The 16,298-nt window shown below is 71.4% G+C and carries 15 protein-coding genes; 5 read left to right on the top strand and 10 right to left on the bottom strand.

Going from position 1 to position 16,298, the window contains the following annotated elements:
• The 4 genes from VLJ82_RS03525 to VLJ82_RS03510 all read right to left on the bottom strand — a co-directional run.
• Positions 1-638: succinate dehydrogenase/fumarate reductase iron-sulfur subunit (locus tag VLJ82_RS03525; RefSeq protein ID WP_408661937.1), on the bottom strand; the 638-nt coding region annotated here is incomplete at its 3' end.
• The gene (locus tag VLJ82_RS03520) at positions 635-2,539 is read right to left on the bottom strand and encodes a fumarate reductase/succinate dehydrogenase flavoprotein subunit (protein ID WP_408661936.1); all 1,905 of its coding nucleotides are present in this window, start codon (positions 2,537-2,539) and stop codon (positions 635-637) included. The genes VLJ82_RS03520 and VLJ82_RS03525, both read right to left, overlap by 4 nt.
• A gap of 58 nt (positions 2,540-2,597) precedes the next feature.
• On the bottom strand, positions 2,598-3,413 hold the full coding sequence (locus VLJ82_RS03515; protein WP_408661935.1) for a hypothetical protein: 816 nt from the start codon (positions 3,411-3,413) through the stop codon (positions 2,598-2,600).
• On the bottom strand, positions 3,410-3,661 hold the full coding sequence (locus VLJ82_RS03510; RefSeq protein WP_408661934.1) for a hypothetical protein: 252 nt from the start codon (positions 3,659-3,661) through the stop codon (positions 3,410-3,412). The genes VLJ82_RS03515 and VLJ82_RS03510 overlap by 4 nt, the downstream gene beginning before the upstream one ends.
• 224 nt (positions 3,662-3,885) lie before the next feature.
• On the opposite strand from VLJ82_RS03510, the gene VLJ82_RS03505 reads away from it, so the two are divergent.
• Both VLJ82_RS03505 and VLJ82_RS03500 read left to right on the top strand, forming a co-directional pair.
• Positions 3,886-5,082, top strand: coding sequence for an acetoin utilization protein AcuC (locus tag VLJ82_RS03505; RefSeq protein WP_408661933.1), 1,197 nt, complete (start codon positions 3,886-3,888; stop codon positions 5,080-5,082).
• A gap of 36 nt (positions 5,083-5,118) precedes the next feature.
• Positions 5,119-7,788: a GNAT family N-acetyltransferase gene (locus VLJ82_RS03500; RefSeq protein ID WP_408661932.1), complete on the top strand. Its 2,670-nt coding sequence runs from the start codon at positions 5,119-5,121 to the stop codon at positions 7,786-7,788.
• Between the two features lies 1 nt (position 7,789).
• Here VLJ82_RS03500 and VLJ82_RS03495 read toward each other — a convergent pair whose 3' ends face one another.
• Positions 7,790-8,212, bottom strand: a complete 423-nt coding sequence (locus tag VLJ82_RS03495) for a GNAT family N-acetyltransferase (RefSeq protein WP_408661931.1) — start codon at positions 8,210-8,212, stop codon at positions 7,790-7,792.
• Positions 8,213-8,459: 247 nt separating this feature from the next.
• Between VLJ82_RS03495 and VLJ82_RS03490 the strand changes: the two genes are divergently transcribed.
• Positions 8,460-9,158 carry an HU family DNA-binding protein gene (locus VLJ82_RS03490; RefSeq protein ID WP_408661930.1) on the top strand — a complete coding sequence of 233 codons (699 nt, stop codon included), beginning with the start codon at positions 8,460-8,462 and terminating at the stop codon, positions 9,156-9,158.
• Between the two features lie 220 nt (positions 9,159-9,378).
• Here the strand turns inward: VLJ82_RS03490 and VLJ82_RS03485 are convergent, their stop codons facing one another.
• From VLJ82_RS03485 to greA, 3 genes are all read right to left on the bottom strand, one after another.
• Entirely contained in the window at positions 9,379-11,325 is a 1,947-nt protein-coding gene (locus VLJ82_RS03485; protein WP_408661929.1) for a vWA domain-containing protein, read from the bottom strand.
• Positions 11,326-11,483: 158 nt separating this feature from the next.
• Positions 11,484-12,932 (bottom strand): magnesium chelatase, encoded by a 1,449-nt coding sequence (locus VLJ82_RS03480; protein WP_408661928.1) that lies wholly within the window; start codon positions 12,930-12,932, stop codon positions 11,484-11,486.
• A 75-nt stretch (positions 12,933-13,007) separates the two neighbouring features.
• Complete coding sequence (gene greA, locus VLJ82_RS03475) at positions 13,008-13,499, bottom strand: transcription elongation factor GreA (protein WP_408661927.1); 492 nt, start codon at positions 13,497-13,499, stop codon at positions 13,008-13,010.
• A 315-nt stretch (positions 13,500-13,814) separates the two neighbouring features.
• Here greA and mca point away from each other — a divergent pair, with 315 nt between their 5' ends.
• Both mca and VLJ82_RS03465 read left to right on the top strand, forming a co-directional pair.
• Entirely contained in the window at positions 13,815-14,684 is an 870-nt protein-coding gene (gene mca / locus VLJ82_RS03470) for a mycothiol conjugate amidase Mca (protein WP_408661939.1), read from the top strand.
• The gene (locus VLJ82_RS03465; RefSeq protein WP_408661926.1) at positions 14,681-15,055 is read left to right on the top strand and encodes a hypothetical protein; all 375 of its coding nucleotides are present in this window, start codon (positions 14,681-14,683) and stop codon (positions 15,053-15,055) included. The genes mca and VLJ82_RS03465 overlap by 4 nt, the downstream gene beginning before the upstream one ends.
• Before the next feature lie 96 nt (positions 15,056-15,151).
• On the opposite strand, the gene arfB is transcribed toward VLJ82_RS03465, so the two are convergent.
• Positions 15,152-15,586 carry an alternative ribosome rescue aminoacyl-tRNA hydrolase ArfB gene (gene arfB, locus VLJ82_RS03460; protein WP_408661938.1) on the bottom strand — a complete coding sequence of 145 codons (435 nt, stop codon included), beginning with the start codon at positions 15,584-15,586 and terminating at the stop codon, positions 15,152-15,154.
• A 43-nt stretch (positions 15,587-15,629) separates the two neighbouring features.
• Positions 15,630-16,298 (bottom strand): M24 family metallopeptidase (locus VLJ82_RS03455; protein WP_408661925.1); only part of this gene is annotated, 669 nt, incomplete at its 5' end.

Genomic DNA, 16,298 nt, shown 5'->3' with positions numbered 1-16,298 from the left:
GGGCAGACCTCGGTGCAGCACTTGGTGATGTTGCAGAAGCCCAGGCCGTGCTGCTCCTGGGCATCGCGCTGCCGGTCCCGGGCGTCGAGCGGGTGCATGTCCAGCTCGGCGATCCGCATCAGGTAGCGCGGGCCGGCGAAGGACTGCTTGTTCTCCTCGTGGTCGCGCACCACGTGACAGGTGTTCTGGCACAGGAAGCACTCGATGCACTTGCGGAACTCCTGCGAGCGCTCCACGTCGACCTGCTGCATCCGGTACTCGCCCGGCGCCAGGTTCGGCGGCGGGGCGAACGACGGGATCTCGCGGGCCTTCTCGTAGTTGAACGAGACGTCGGTGACCAGGTCGCGGATCACCGGGAAGGACCGCAGTGGCGTGACGGTGATGGTCTCGGCCTCGGTGAAGGTCGACATCCGGGTCATGCACATCAGCCGCGGCCGGCCGTTGATCTCGGCACTGCAGGAACCGCACTTGCCGGCCTTGCAGTTCCACCGGACGGCCAGGTCCGAGGCCTGGGTGGCCTGCAGCCGGTGGATGATGTCGAGGACCACCTCGCCCTCGTTCACCTCGACGGTGTAGTCCTGCAGGTCGCCGCTGTCGGAGTCGCCGCGCCAGACCCGGAACTTCGCCTTGTACGTCATGCCTTGTTCTCCACGGGAAGCTCCTCGTCGGTCAGGTACTTGCTCAGCTCGTCGCGGTCGAACAGTTCCAGCAGGTCCGGACGCATCGACGGCACCGGCTTCTCGGTGACGACGATCTCGCCGAGCCCGTCGCCGTCCGGGGCGAGCGCGCAAACCAGGTTGCGCTGCCGCCAGTCCGAGCTCATCGCCGGGTAGTCGTCGCGGGTGTGCCCGCCCCGGCTCTCCTGACGCAGCAGGGCGGCCCGGGCGATGCACTCGCTGACCGCGATCATGTTCTGCAGGTCCAGCGCCAGGTGCCAGCCCGGGTTGAACTGCCGGTGCCCCTCGACGCTCACCTGGCGGGCCCGCACCTTGAGGTCGGCCAGCCGGTCCAGCGCCTGCTGCATCTCGGGCTCGGTGCGGATGATGCCGACCAGGTCGTTCATGGTCTGCTGCAGTTCCTGGTGCACCGTGTAGGGGTTCTCGCCGGCCTCGGTCTCGAACGGCGCCAGCGCGGCGGCCGCGGCCGCGGCCACCGACTTGTCGTTGACCATCGGGTACGAACCGCCCAGCGACGCCACGTACTGCGCGGCGCCGAGGCCGGCCCGGCGGCCGAAGACCAGCAGGTCGGACAGCGAGTTGCCGCCGAGCCGGTTGGAGCCGTGCATGCCGCCGGCCACCTCACCGGCCGCGAACAGGCCGGGTACCCCGTCGGCGGCGGCGGTGTCGGGTTCGACCTGCACCCCGCCCATCACGTAGTGGCAGGTCGGGCCGACCTCCATCGGCTCCTTGGTGATGTCGACGTCGGCCAGCTCCTTGAACTGGTGGTGCATCGAGGGCAGCCGCCGGGTGATCTCCTCGGCGGGCAGCCGGGTCGAGACGTCCAGGAACACCCCGCCGTGCGGGGAGCCGCGGCCGGCCTTGACCTCGGAGTTGATGGCCCGGGCGACCTCGTCGCGGGGCAGCAGCTCCGGCGGCCGCTTGTTGTTGTCCGGATCCTTATACCAGCGGTCGGCCTCGTCCTCGGTCTCGGCGTAGTTCTTGCGGAACACGTCCGGCACGTAGTTGAACATGAACCGCTCGCCGTCGGAGTTGCGCAGCACCCCGCCGTCGCCGCGGACCGACTCGGTCACCAGGATGCCCTTGACCGAGGGCGGCCACACCATGCCGGTCGGGTGGAACTGCACGAACTCCATGTTGATCAGGTTGGAGCCGGCCCGCAGCGCCAGCGCGTGCCCGTCGCCGGTGTACTCCCAGGAGTTCGAGGTCACCTTGAAGGACTTGCCGATCCCGCCGGTGGCCAGCACCACCGCCGGCGCCCGGAACACCACGAACCGGCCGGACTCGCGCCAGTACCCGAACGCCCCGGCGATCGCGCCGCCGTCGTCGAGCAGCAGCTCGGTGACGGTCAGCTCGGCGAACACCTTGAGCTTGCCGTCCGAGGCGACGCCGTTGCCGTCGTCCTGCTGCAGCGAGACGATCTTCTGCTGCAGCGTGCGGATCAGCTCCAGGCCGGTGCGGTCGCCGACGTGGGCCAGCCGCGGGTACTCATGCCCGCCGAAGTTGCGCTGGCTGATCCGGCCGTCGGGTGTCCGGTCGAACAGCGCGCCGTAGGTCTCGAGCTCCCAGACCCGCTGCGGGGACTCCTTGGCGTGCAGCTCGGCCATCCGCGGGTTGTTCAGGAACTTGCCGCCGCGCATGGTGTCGCGGAAGTGCACCTGCCAGTTGTCGTTGGAGTTGACGTTGCCCATGGAGGCCGCGATGCCGCCCTCGGCCATCACGGTGTGCGCCTTGCCGAAGAGCGACTTGCAGATGATGGCGGTCCGCAACCCGGCTTCGCGGGCGGCGATGGCCGCTCGCAGGCCGGCGCCGCCGGCTCCGATGATCAGGACGTCGTAGCGGTGCTCTTCGTATTCGCTCATTCGGCAGCAGTCCTTGGGGATGTCGTTATTCGGACGGGGAGATCAGCGGCCGGCCGGTCTAGAAGAACCGCGGGTCTGAGAAGCTGCCCCGAGCCAGCAGGAAGATGTAGAAGTCGGTGACGACCAGCCACACCAGCGACACCCAGGCCAGTTGCATGTGCCGGGCGTTGAGCACCGAGACCTTGCCCCAGGCCCAGTACCGCAACGGGTGCCGGGAGAAGTGCTTGAGCCGGCCACCGACGATGTGCCGGCAGGAGTGGCAGGACAGCGTGTACGCCCAGATCAGGGCGGCGTTGACGATCAGGATCACGGTGCCCAGGCCCATGTGCCCCCAGTCGCCGTCCTCGTCGCGGAAGCCGAGGATGGCGTCGTAGGTCAGGATGACCGAGAACAGCATCGCCACGTACCAGAAGTACCGGTGGATGTTCTGCAGGATCAGCGGGAACCGGGTCTCGCCGGTGTACTTGCCGTGCGGCTCGGCGACCGCGCAGGCCGGCGGCGACAGCCAGAACGCCCGGTAGTAGGCCTTGCGGTAGTAGTAGCAGGTCATCCGGAAGCCGAGCGGGAAGATCAGGATGATGATCGCCGGCGACAGCGGGAACCAGCTGCCGATCGGGGTTCCGAAGTCGCTGGAGTGCGGCACGCAGCTGACTCCCAGGCACGGCGAGTACAGCGGCGTCAGGTACGGCTCGGAGTAGTAGTCACCGTTCTGGAAGGCGCGCACCGTCGCGTAGACGGCGAACAGGAACAGCACCGTTCCGGTGACCGCCTGGGGTACCCACCAGCGGTCGGTGCGCAGCGTCCGGGCTGCGATGCGGGCCCGGCCCGGGGCATTGACGCCGGTGCCGCGGTCGGTGGGGGCAGCCTTGGTCATCGCGCGCGTCCCCGGTAGCCGCCCAGGCCCTCGTCGTCGGCGTCGTCGGCCCACATCGAGGCGTCGTAGGGCTCGTCGGTCAGCTGGTGCATCTCGATGGGGGTTCCTCCCAGGCCAGTCGGCGGCAGCGAGTGGACGTCCTGCACGTCCAGCTCGAGCCGTTCGAGATCGTTGCGGAGCCGCATTACGGTCGGCACGTCGCCGTACTTGCCGCGCAGGGACGTGACGGCCGCGCGGAGATCATCCACCGCGCGGTTCAACGCTCTGAGCTCGACAGAGACCGGCATGATGCCTCTTCCATTCAACGGGCGATCGTATGACGGCGGCCAAGGGCCGTGCCTGAGTATGTCCAACCTCACACGCCTAGCCAAGCACGCCACCCGACAGCGGTCGCGACCGGTAGGCGGGTGCGCGCGCCGCCGAGCGCCACTACGGATGTAGCGCCGTAGCCGGCAGGGTTACCGTTCTGCTCATGAGCTCGCCACCGGGCACCGGATCGGACTGCCGGACCACCCTGGTCTGGGGGGAGGGATACCTCGGCTACGACTTCGGCGAGCACCCGATGACGCCGGTGCGGCTGGACCTGACGATCTCGCTGGCCCGCGAGCTGGGGGTGCTGGACCGGCTGGAGGTGGCCGGGCCGGTGCCGGCCGGGGAGTCCGAGCTGCTGGCCGTGCACGGCGCCGGCTACCTGGCCGCGGTGCGGGCCGCCGGCAGCGACCCGGGCTTCTCCGGCTTCGGGCTGGGCAGTGCCGACAACCCGGTGTTCGAGGGCATGTTCGACGCGGCGGCGCTGATCGCCGGCGGCTCCCGGCAGGCCGCGCTGCAGGTCTGGAAGGGCCCGGCCCGGCATGCGGTGAACATCGCCGGCGGGCTGCACCACGCGATGCGGGATTCGGCCGCCGGATTCTGCGTGTTCAACGACGTGGTGCTGGCGATCCGGACCCTGCTGGCCGCCGGCGCCCGGCGGGTGGCCTACGTCGACATCGACGTCCACCACGGCGACGGCGTGCAGGCCGCCTTCTACGAGGACCCGCGGGTGCTGACCATCTCGCTGCACCAGGACCCGCGCACCCTGTATCCGGGCACCGGCTTCGCCACCGAGCTCGGCAGCGGTGCCGCGGAGGGCACCTCGGTCAACCTGGCGCTGCCGCCGGGCACCCGGGACGACGGCTGGCTGCGGGCCTTCGCCGCGGTGGTGCCGGGCGCGGTGACCGCGTTCGGTCCGGACGTGCTGGTCACCCAGTGCGGCTGCGACACCCATCACGAGGACCCGCTGGCCGACCTGGCGCTGACCGTGGACGGCCAGCGGGCCGCCTACGCCGCGCTGCACCGGCTCGCCCACCAGGCCGCCGGTGGCCGGTGGCTGGCCCTGGGCGGCGGCGGCTACGGGGTGCTGCGCTGTGTGCCGCGCACCTGGACGCACCTGCTGGCCGAGCTGACCGGCCGGCCGATCGACCCGCGGACTCCGGTTCCGGCGTCCTGGACGGACGCGCTGCGCCGGCGCGGGGTGCGGGCCGAGCTGCCCGAGCTGATGGGGGAGGGCCGGGAGCCGGCGCCGGAGCCGTGGGTGCCCGGTGGCGAGTCCTGGCTGGACCGCTCGATCTGGGCGACCCGCAACGCCTGCTACCCGCTGCTCGGGCTGGATCCGGCCGACCCCCGTGACTAGCCGCGGCAGCTTTCCGACCGGCGCGAGCGCGCACCGATGACCGGCGCCGAACCGGCTGACTACCCGCCCGGCTGGGAGGCCGACGTGGTGGTGGCCGACGGCGGCACCCTGCACCTGCGGCCGCTGACCCCGGCTGACGCCGAGGCGCTGGTGGCCTTCCACGCCCAGCTGTCGGTCCGGACCCGTTACCTGCGCTACTTCTCGGCGTATCCGACGATCCCGCAGCGGGACCTGATCCGGTTCACCCACGTCGACCACGTCGACCGGGTGGCGCTGGCTGCCTGGCTGGGACCGCAGATCGTCGCGGTCGGACGCTTCGACCGGTTGCCGGGACCCGACCCGGCCGTGCCCGGCCGCAGCGCCGAGGTGGCGTTCGTGGTCGCCGACGCCCACCAGGGCCGTGGCATCGGCTCGGTGCTGCTGGAGCACCTGGCCGAGATCGGACGCGAGCTGGGCATCGCCCGGTTCGAGGCGGTGGTGCTGGCCGAGAACGCCACGATGCTGCGGGTCTTCCTCGACGCCGGTTACCAGCCGTCCCGGCAGATCGAGGGCAGCGAGGTCAGCCTGGAGTTCGACATCGCAGCCACCGAGCTGACCGAGCAGGTGATGCGCGAACGCGAGCTGCGGGCCGAGTCCTCCTCGATCCGCCGGCTGCTCTACCCGCGCTCGGTGGCGGTGGTCGGAGCCAGTGCCGATCCGGAAAAGCTCGGCCACCTGGTGGTGCGCACCCTGCAACGGTCCGGTTTCACCGGGCCGATCTATCCGGTCAACGCCACCGCGCGCTCGGTCGGCGGTGCGCCCGCCTACCCGAGCATCGCCGAGATTCCCGGCGAGGTGGACCTGGCGGTGCTGGCGGTTCCGGCCGCCGAGGTGCCCGGCGTGGTCAGCCAGTGCGGGGCACGCGGGGTGCGCGGCCTGGTGGTGATGTCCGGCGGTTTCGGCGAGTCCGGCACTGCGGAGGCCCGGGCGGCCGGTGCCCGGGCGCAGCGCGAGCTGGTCTCGGCGGCCCGCGGGTACGGCATGCGGGTGGTCGGGCCGAACTGCCTGGGACTGATCAACACCGACCCGGCGGTGTCGCTGAACGCCTCGCTGGCGCCGGTCGCCCCGCCGGCCGGGCGGGCCGGTTTCTTCTGCCAGTCCGGGGCGCTCGGGGTCGCGGTGCTGGCCGAGGCCGCCCGGCGCGGGCTGGGGGTGTCGAGCTTCGTCTCGGCCGGCAACCGGGCCGACGTGTCGGGCAACGACCTGCTGCAGTACTGGGAGAGCGACCCGGCGACCGAGATCGCCCTGCTGTACCTGGAAAGCTTCGGCAACCCACGCAAGTTCGCCCGGATCGCCCGCCGGTTCGCGCACCGCAAACCCATCGTGGCCGTCAAGAGCGGGCGGGGTTCGATGGTGGCCGGGCTGCAGCACACCTCGGTGGAGGTGCCCGAAGCCAGCGTCCAGGCGCTGTTCGAGGCGTCCGGGGTGATCCGCACCGAGACGCTGGCGCAGCTGTTCGACGTCGCGCTGCTGCTGAGCACCCAGCCGCTGCCGGACGGCGATCGGGTTGCCGTGGTAGGCCATTCCACCGCCCTGGGCATGCTGGTGATCGACGCGCTGGCCGGTGCCGGGATCCCGCTGGCCCGGCTGGTGGACGTGGGGGTCGCGGCCAGCCCGGAGGACTTCGGTGCCGCGGTGGCCGAGGCGCTGGCGGCCGACGAGGTGGACGCGGTGGTCACCATCTTCGTGCCGCCGGTGCACCGCGGCCAGCAGGACGCGGTCGCCGAGCAGTTGCGCAACGCCGTTGCCGGGCAGCGCAAACCGGTGCTGTCGACGTTCCTCGGCTTCGACGGCGTGCCGGCCGGGCTTGCGGTACCGGGCCCGCTGGCGCCGGTCCGCGGCTCCATCCCGTCCTATTCCTCGCCCGAGAGCGCGGTCACGGCGCTGGCCCGGGTGATCCGCTACGCCAGGTGGCGGCGCCGCGACCGCGGCCGGCTGCCCGAGCTGACCGGGGTGAACGCCGACGCGGCGCGCACGCTGGTGACCGGCGTGCTGGCCGGGGCCCCGGCCGGCCGGGCGCTCAGCCGGGCCGAAGCGCGTGACCTGCTCGCCTGCTACGGCATCGAGCTGGTCGCTGCCGAGCAGGCCGGGGATGTCGCGGCCGCGGTCCGGGCCGCCGAACGGCTCGGCTGGCCGGTGGCGCTGAAGGTGCCCGGTGCGGTCCGGTTGCACCTGCGCGACCGGCAGGGACTGGAAGAGGCCTGGCTTTCCCTGGGTATTGCCGACGATGCCGATCTTCCAGGGGCCACCACCGTGCAGCGGATGGCTCCCCGTGGCGTCGACACCGTCCTGCAGGTGCACGACGACCGGTCCTTCGGATCGCTGATGTCCTTCGGGGTGGGGGGTCTGGCCACCGACCTGCTGCACGACCGGGCCTATGCCGTGGTGCCGCTGGCCCCGCTCGACGCGGCCGATCTGATCGGCGGCCCCAAGGCGTTTCCGCTGTTGACCGGCTACGGCGGCGGCGAACCCGCCGATCTGGACGCCCTGACCGAGGTCGTGCTGAGGCTGTCCCGGCTGGCCGATGACCTGCCCGACGTGGTCGAGTGCCTGCTCGAACCGCTGGTCGCGGCACCCGGCGGTGCCTACCTGCTGGACGCCCGGATCAGAATCGCCCCGCCGCTCACCCGAAACGACCTCGGCGCCCGGCGGCTGCGCGGGGTGTGAGTCAGCCGCCGGGCATCGGCACCGGAACCGGCGCCGGCTCAGAAGGCAGCAACCACAGCCACATTCGCAGATGCGGGCCGATCTCGGTGTCGAACAGGCCCGCAAACGTGGTCCAACCATGTCGAAGGTAGAAACCGACCGCTGGCTCGCGAGCCTGGCACCACAGCACCGATGCCCCGTCGGCACGCGCGATTCGTCGTGCCTCGTGCAGGATCGCGCTGCCCGCGCCGGTTCCGCGACGCTGCGGGTCGGTTGCCATGCCGCGCAGCCGCCAGGCCGGCTGGCCCGGTAGCCACGGGCACGGTTCGGGAAATATCAGGCAGGCGCTGACCAGCGTCTGACCGTCGTACGCGCCGAGCGGAACCAGGCCGGGCTGGTCCTCGCCGGGCTGCCCGGAACCGCTCGGCTGGCCCGGCCGGAGCACCGATCGGCGCAATTCCCGGCTTTCGGCGGGTGTGATCTGCCGAACTGACAAAGATGTTTTCACCAGGCCAGATTAGCGGATAGCGCTCAGAATATGCTTACCGAATAAGCAGAATCAGTTTTGACTGCGATCTTGGCCGAAGAGCGCCCGAAAGACTCGCCAGAACGAATTGAGCCAAGATTTCACATCGTTGATCAATTGGTGCAACACTTTCTCCTGGTAGCACTACACATTGGGAGGAACGAGCTTGAACAAGACCCAGTTCATCGATGCCGTCGCGGCTCGACTGAATGCCGACCACAAGTCCACCGCAGCCATCCTGGATGCGATCACCGACGAGGTCTACGCGAACGTCGTCAAGGGCGAGAAGGTCATCCTCACCGGCTTCGGCGCTTTCGAGAAGCGCGACCGGGCCGCCCGGATCGGGCGCAACCCGGCCACCGGTGCCAAGGTCCGGGTCAAGAAGACCTCGGTGCCGGCCTTCCGCCCGGGAACCGAGTTCAAGGAGATCGTCGCCGGCCGGCGCAAGGTCGCCAAGGCTCCCGCCAAGAAGGCGGTTGCCGCGGCGAAGAGCACCGCGACCAAGGCGGCCGGTGCGGTGAAGACCACCGCTGCCAAGGCAAGCCCGGCCAAGGCGGCCCGCAGCACGGCCACCAAGGCGACCACCGCGGCCAAGGCCCCGGCCAAGACCGCCACCAAGGCGACCACCACGGCCAAGAGCGCACCGGCCAAGACCGCCACCAAGGCGAGCACCGCGGCCAAGGCCCCGGCCAAGACCACCCGGGCCACGGCGAGCAAGGCCACCACCGCGACCAAGAGCGCGGCGAAGAGCACCGCGAGCAAGGCCACCGCGGCGAAGAGCACCGCGACCAAGAGCGCCGCCAAGGCCGCTGCTCCGGCGAAGAAGACCGCCGCCCGCAAGGCCCCGGCCAAGACCAGCCGCTGAGCGATGGTGGCTCGGCGGGTGCCGGGCCACCACGTTCCTCGGACGGTTCGCGGCGGACGTCGATCCGCCATGTCCTTCGGGTGGTTCGGCCGACGTCGAGCCACCCTGCTTCTCGGGTGGTCCGGCACCGCCGAACCACCCTGTTACTCGGTTATGGTCCGGCGGGCGCCGAACCACTCTGTTCCTCGGGTGGTCCGGCCCGCCGGACCACGTGCTTCCCTCAGCCCGCCCGGCGCCGTCCGGTGCGGGCTTTGAGGTAGTCGGCCACGACGTACTCGCCGAGCGTGCCCGCCCGGGGCAGGAAGACCCGCCCACCGTTGCGGCGGCCCACCTCGTGCATGAACTCGACCAGCCGCGGCTCGTCGTCGAGCATGAAGATGTTGATGGTGGCCCCGCGCCGGGTGCAGCGCTGCACCTCGGCCAGGGTCGCCGCGATCGTCTCCCGGGACGGCGGCCAGCAGAAGTCGGAGTAGCCGTCGGCCGCCAGGTGCGCGGTGGGTTCGCCGTCGGTGATCACCAGGATCACCGGCTCCGCGCCGCGGTGGGCGTCCAGGTGCCGGCGCGCCAGCATCAGGGCGTGCTGCAGGTTGGTGCCGTAGACCCGTTCCCAGTCGTGGTGCACCAGGTCGCGCGGGGTCATGGTGCGGGCGTAGTCGGAGAAGCCGATGATCTCGATGGCATCCTGCGGGAACTTCGTGCTGATCAAGGCGTGCAGCGCCAACGCGGTGGTCTTGGCCTCGCCCCAGGTACCGCGCAGCTCCATCGAGTACGACATGTCCACCAGCAACGCCACCGCCGCCGCGGTCCGGCGCTCGGTCTCGACCACCTCGAAGTCCTCGGCGCTCAACCGCACCCGGCCCGGGCCGGCACGCAGCACGGCATTGCGGACCGTGCGCACCACGTCCAGCGGTTGCTCGTCCCCGAAACGCCATTCCCGGCTGGCACCGGTGATCTCGCCGGCAGCACCGGCATCGCGCAGGTCGTGCTCGCCCCGGCCGCCGGACTCCAGCGCCGCGAACACCTTGCGCAGCGCGGTGCTGCCCAGCCGGCGCAGCGCCCGCGGGCTGAGCTGCAGGCCGCGGCTGCCCTGTTCCAGATAGCCCTGCCGCTGCAGCTCACGCTCGATCCGGCGCAGCCGGTCCAGGTCCTCGACCGCCTGCTGGCCCAGCGCCCGCTCGACGAGTTCCTCGTCGATGTCGGCCAGGCTGGCTCCGGGATAGTCCTGGCCGGAGAGTTCAGCGATCTCGTCCAGGTCGGCGAGCTCGGCCAGGGCCTGGGTGCCGTCGGCATAACCGAGCGGCTGCTCGCCCGACATGCGTTCCGAGCCACCCCACGGCAGGTCCGGACGTGCCGCGCGCAGCGAAGCCTGCAACCGGTTCAGCTGCTCGCCGAGGCCCGCCTGGTTCAGCGCCTGGTCCATCAGCGCGCCCAGCTCGGCACGCTGCTGCGGGGTGAGGGAGTTCATCAGCCGCTCGGCCGCCGCCGCCCGCCGGGCCAGCGAGTCGACCAGCTCGGCGAGATTGGCCGGGTTGTCCGGGAAGAACTGGCCGTGCTTGGCCATGAACTCGGCGAAGTCGGCGTCGGTGTGCTCGCCGCGGGCGTCGGCGTCCAGCATGTCGTTGAGGTCGGCGAGCATCTGCCGGATCTGCTCCATGGCCCGCGGATCCGGATTGGCCAGCGCGTCGCGCAGCCCGGCGAACTGGGCGTCGAGCACCTCCGAACGCAACAGGTCCGAGATCTGCTGGTACGCCGCGGCGGCCTCGGGGGAGCGCCACTGGTAGTCGGCCAGTTGCCGGACGGCCCGCGCGGTGTCGGACGGCAGCGCATCGAGCTCGCTCTCGGCCAGCCGTGCCGAGTCGGACGGGTCGGGGAACAGCGCCGCGCGCTCGCTGTCCAACGCCTGGTCCAGCAGCTGGCGCACCTTGTCCAGGGTGCCGTCCAGCCGGTTGGAGTTGCGCAGCTTGCGAGCTTGGTTGCGGGCCCGCTGGCGCAACGCGTCCAGGCCGCTGCGGCCGTCCACCCCGGAGCGCATCAGCCGGTTCAACGCGGCGCGGGGCGACATGCCGCGCAGCACGTCCTCGCCGATCTCGTCCAGCGCCTCCCGGATGTCGTAGGGCGGTTCCAGCGGATCGGGCCCGCCGTGCCAGGCGCCGTAGCGGACGCTCATGCTGCACCGCTCTTCGCGCGAGCGCTCATCGCCGGCATTCGCTGCGCTCCTCGCTCCGCTCGATGCTCGCTCATGCTGCACCGCTCTTCGCGCGAGCGCTCATCGCCGGCATTCGCTGCGCTCCTCGCTCCGCTCGATGCTCGCTCATGCCGTGTCCCTCATGCGCCGTAGACCGTGCGGCCGCCGGCCGATTCCTTGGCCAGCCGCTTGTTCAGGTACAGCCCCTCCAGGGCGAACTCGACGGCGGCGGCGGCGATCCCCACGGTGGCCGGGCCCTCGTGCACGCTGTCCGGTTCCAGCCGCTCGAGCAGGACGGCCAGGCCGGGGATGCTGCCCAGCTGCTCCAGCAGCTTGTCCGCCGAGACGGTGTCGCCGGACTCCACCAGCAGCCCCGAGTCGAACTTCTGCTGCAGCGGCCGCAGGTCCAGCCCGGCCAGCCGGGCCCGGCCGGTCTCGGCGACCGCCCGCCGCAGCAGGTGCTCCAGCACCTCGAACTCGCGTCCCTCGTCGGTGTCCTCGAACTCGACCTTGCCGCGGGAGGCCGGCACGATCGCGGGCAGGTCCGAGATCCGGGCCACCGCCACCGGCTCGTCGTTGATGGCGGCCCGCCGGACCGCGGAGGCCGCCACCGTCTCGACCGCCGCGATCGCGAACCGGGCCGACACCCCCGAGCGCTGGTCCACCTGGGGCGCGTCGCGCACGTTGCGGGCGAACCGGGCCACCACCTCCAGCAGGTGCGAGGGAACCAGCGGGGCGCCGTGCGCGGTGGTCTCGGCAGCGGCGTCCTCACCGTCCCAGAGCACCGCCGCCTCCTGGGCGATCAGCCGCAGCTCGTCGTCGAGCTCGATCGGGTAGTGGGTGCGGATCTCGGCGCCGAAGCGGTCCTTGAGCGGGGTGATGATGCGGCCGCGGTTGGTGTAGTCCTCCGGGTTGGCGCTGGCCACCAGCAGCAGGTCCAGCGGCAGCCGCAGCTGGTAGCCGCGCACCTGGATGTCGCGCTCCTCGAGCACGTTGAGCATCGCCACCTGGATTCGCTCGGCCAGGTCGGGCAGTTCGTTGACGGCGAAGATGCCGCGGTTGGTGCGCGGCACCAGGCCGTAGTGCACCGTTTCTGGATCGCCCAGCGAGCGGCCTTCGGCCACCTTGATCGGGTCGACGTCGCCGATCAGGTCGCCGACCGAGGTGTCCGGGGTGGCCAGCTTCTCGCCGTACCGCTCGCTGCGGTGCTTCCAGCTCACCGGCAGGTCATCGCCCAGCTCGGCCAGCATCCGGCGGGACGCCGGGGTGATCGGGGCGTACGGGTGCTCGTTGAGCTCCGAGCCCGCGATCACCGGCGTCCACTCGTCGAGCAGCCCCACCAGCGTCCGGATCAGCCGGGTCTTGCCCTGCCCGCGCTCGCCGAGCAGCACCAGGTCGTGGCCGGCCAGCAGGGCCCGCTCGACCTCGGGGACCACGGTGTCGTCGAAGCCGACGATCCCCGGCAGGGTGGGCAGCCCGGCCGCCAACCGGGCGATCAGGTTCTGCCGGATCTCGGCCTTGACCACCCGGTGCACGTGCCCGGATGCGCGCAACTGGCCAAGCGTGGTGATCTCTGGTGCGGTAGTCACCCGATCGACGCTACGACGCCTGCCGGTTTTCGGCTACGTCCGGACGGAGGAAGCGGTCAGCCCAGTCAGCCCCAGTCAGCCTCGGTAGGGCTTGGCGCTCAGCAGGGTGACCGTGACGGTCTTGCCGGTCGGGGTGGAGTAGGAGCGCTGCTCGCCCTCCTTGGCGCCGGCCAGCGCCTGGCCCAGCGGCGAGGCCGAGGAGTACACGTCGAGGTCGGTGGTGCCGGTTTCCTCGCGGGAGCCGATCAGGAAGGTTTCCTCGTCCTCGTCGTCGAACCGCACGGTGACCACCATGCCGGGACCCGCGGTGCCCTCGCTGGTAGGCGCCTCGCCCACCTTGGCATCGCGCAGCAACTGGGTCAGCTGGGCGATCCGGCCCTCCTGCTTGCCCTGCTCCTCGCGGGCCGCGTGGTAGCCACCGTTCTCCCGCAGGTCGCCCTCTTCGCGGCGGGCGTTGATCTCCTGGGCCATCGCCGGCCGGTTGTCGATCAGCTGCTGGAGCTCCCTCGAAAGGCGGTCGTAGGCCTCCTGAGTGAGCCAGGTGGTCGACGAGGTTTCGGTACTCACGGTGTGACTCCCTATGCTGCGCCGGCCAGTGGGCTGTGGCGGCCAGTGCCGGTAAAAGGTGCAAGTGATGTGTCTGAAGCTGTAGAACGTAACACCGCGGCGGGCGGTTCCGCGAAAACGGCGGACCTCGCCAGGCCCGTCCACGGCGCCTCGGCAGCCCCAGGAGTGGGGGTTGTCAGGCCCATCGGGAACAATGGCAGGGTGCCAGATACTTCCGTTTCCGTGACCTCCGAACCGTCGTTCCGCGGCCCGTCTGCCGCCCAGGGCCCGGCCGCGGCAGCCGCCGTGGCAGATTCCGGCGAGCAGTTGCGGCTGATGTGCGTGCACGCCCACCCCGACGACGAGTCCAGCAAAGGTGCGGCCACCATGGCCCGCTACGTCGACGAGGGTGCCGCGGTGCTGGTGGTCAGCTGCACCGGCGGGGAGCGCGGCGACGTGCTCAACCCCGCGCTCAAGGGCCGTCCGGAGATCGAGGCGAACATCCACGAGATCCGCCGGGCCGAGATGGCGCAGGCGGTCCGGGCCCTGGGGGTCTCCCACCACTGGCTGGGCTTCGTCGACTCCGGACTGCCCGAGGGCGACCCGCTGCCGCCGCTGCCCGAGGGCTGCTTCGCGCTGGTGCCGCTGGAGGAGGCGACCCGGGCGCTGGTCGAGGTGGTCCGGCGGTTCCAGCCGCACGTGATGACCACCTACAACGAGAACGGCGGCTACCCGCACCCCGACCACATCCGCTGCCATGAGGTGTCGGTGGCGGCCTTCGAAGCGGCCGGCGACCCGGAGGCGTTCCCCGGCACCGGAGAGCCCTGGCAGCCGCTCAAGCTCTACTACGACGTGTCGTTCACCCGCGAGCGGGTGGAGGCCATGCACAACGCGCTGGTGGAGCGCGGCATCGAGTCGCCGTACCAGGAGTGGCTGGCCAGCTGGGAGGAGCGGGCTGCCACCATGCGGATGCCGAAGGTGACCACCCGCATCCTCTGCTCCGACTACTTCGAGCAGCGGGACGCCGCGCTGATCGCGCATGCCACCCAGGTGGACCCGCAGGGCTGGTTCTTCAAGGTGCCGCTGGACGTCCAGCGCGAGGTCTTTCCCTGGGAGCAGTTCGAGCTGGCCCGCTCGCTGGTCGACACCGACATTCCCGAGGACGACCTGTTCGCCGGGGTGCGGGAGCGGGTGCCCGCACCGTGAGCCTGCCGGTTGTGGCAATTCCGCTGGCCGCGACGGCGCCGCTGGCCGACTCCGACGCCGGCAAGGGCAGCCCGATCGGGCTGTTCGTGGTGTTGCTGCTGGTGGTGGCGACCTACCTGCTGTACCGCTCGATGGCCGGCCACCTCCGCCGGCTGCCGGAGCGCTTTCCCGGCTACCGGGGCGGCGAGCCGGCCAAGGAGGGCGAGCCGGCCGGGGCTGGTGCTGAGCCTGCCGAAGGTGCTGCCGTGGATGCTGCTGAGCCCGCCGGGGGTGCGGTCGTGCCGGCCGATCCGGATGCCACTGCCACCGAGGCGGCAGCCGGGTCCGCCAGCCCGGCCCGGGAGAACGGCGAGCGCACCGGGCCGTCCTGACGGCTGGGTTCCGGCGTCGGCTCAGGCGGCGATGCGGATCAACCTGAAGCTGCCCCTGATTCGGCGCTGATTCGGCGCTGGGTCGACGCCGCCGGATCAGTCGTCGGGCGTGCGCACCCGGGCCCGGCCGGCCTTGATCTGGCCGCGCTGCTTCTTCACGTCCAGCCGGCGCTGCCGGGCCCCGCGCGAGGGCCGGGTGGGCCGGCGCGGCGGAGGCGGCGGGGCCAGCGCCTCGCTGAGGTAGCGCACCAGCCGGGCCCGGGCGGCCTGCCGGTTCTGCAGCTGGGAGCGCTGCTCGGCCGCGGTGATCGACAGCACCCCGTCCACCAGCCGGGGTGCCAGGTAGGCCAGCACCCGGGCCCGCTGCTGCTCGGTCAGCGCACCGGACTGCCGGACGTCGAAGCGCAGCTCCACCCGGCTGTCGGTGGTGTTGACCCCCTGCCCGCCGGGCCCGGACGAGCGGGAGAACCGTTCGGTCAGCTCGGCGGCCGGCACCGTCAGGCCGTCCGGTATGCCGCGCCCCGGCGGCACCACCAGGTCACCGGCAAAAGCTGAGGTCACGGGTCTCGAGCTGCTAGTGGCCCGGCAGCGTCAGGCCGGCCGGCCGCGACTGCACGTCCCGCATCCAGGCGGCGACCTCGTCCGGCTGGCGCGGCAGCCCGCCGGACAGGTTCACCGGTGCGCCGTCGGTGACCAGGATGTCGTCCTCGATCCGGACCCCGATGCCTCGCCACTCGGCCGGCACCGACAGGTCGTTGGGCTGGAAGTACAGCCCCGGCTCGACCGTGAGGACGTAACCGGCGCCGAGCGGGCCCTCCTTGTACAGCTCGGTCCGGGCGGTGCCGCAGTCGTGCACGTCGATGCCCAGCATGTGGCTGACCGCGTGCAGGGTGTAGCGGCGGTGCAGCCCGGCGCCCGGGGCGTCCGGGTCGGTGGCGCACGAGACGTCCGCGGTCACCGGCAGCACCCCCCAGTGGTGCAGGTGGTCGGCCAGCACCCACATCGCCGCCCGGTTGGCGGCCAGGAAGTCCGCGCCGGCCTTGACCTCGGCGATGCCGGCCTCCTGGGCCTCCAGCACCGCGTTGTAGATCTTGCGCTGGGCGTCGGTCCAGGTGCCGTTCACCGGCATGGTGCGGGTGACGTCGGCGGTGAACAGCGAGTCCACCTCGACGCCCATGTCGGCCAGCAGCAGCTGGCCGTCGGCCAGGTCGCCGTCGTTGCGCCACCAGTGCAGCGTGGTGCT

It is taken from the genome of Jatrophihabitans sp., assembly GCF_035474675.1.
GTDB lineage: Bacteria > Actinomycetota > Actinomycetes > Mycobacteriales > Jatrophihabitantaceae > Jatrophihabitans_A.
Note: the sequence above shows the minus strand (reverse complement) of the source record. Positions and strands in the feature narration are given on the sequence as shown.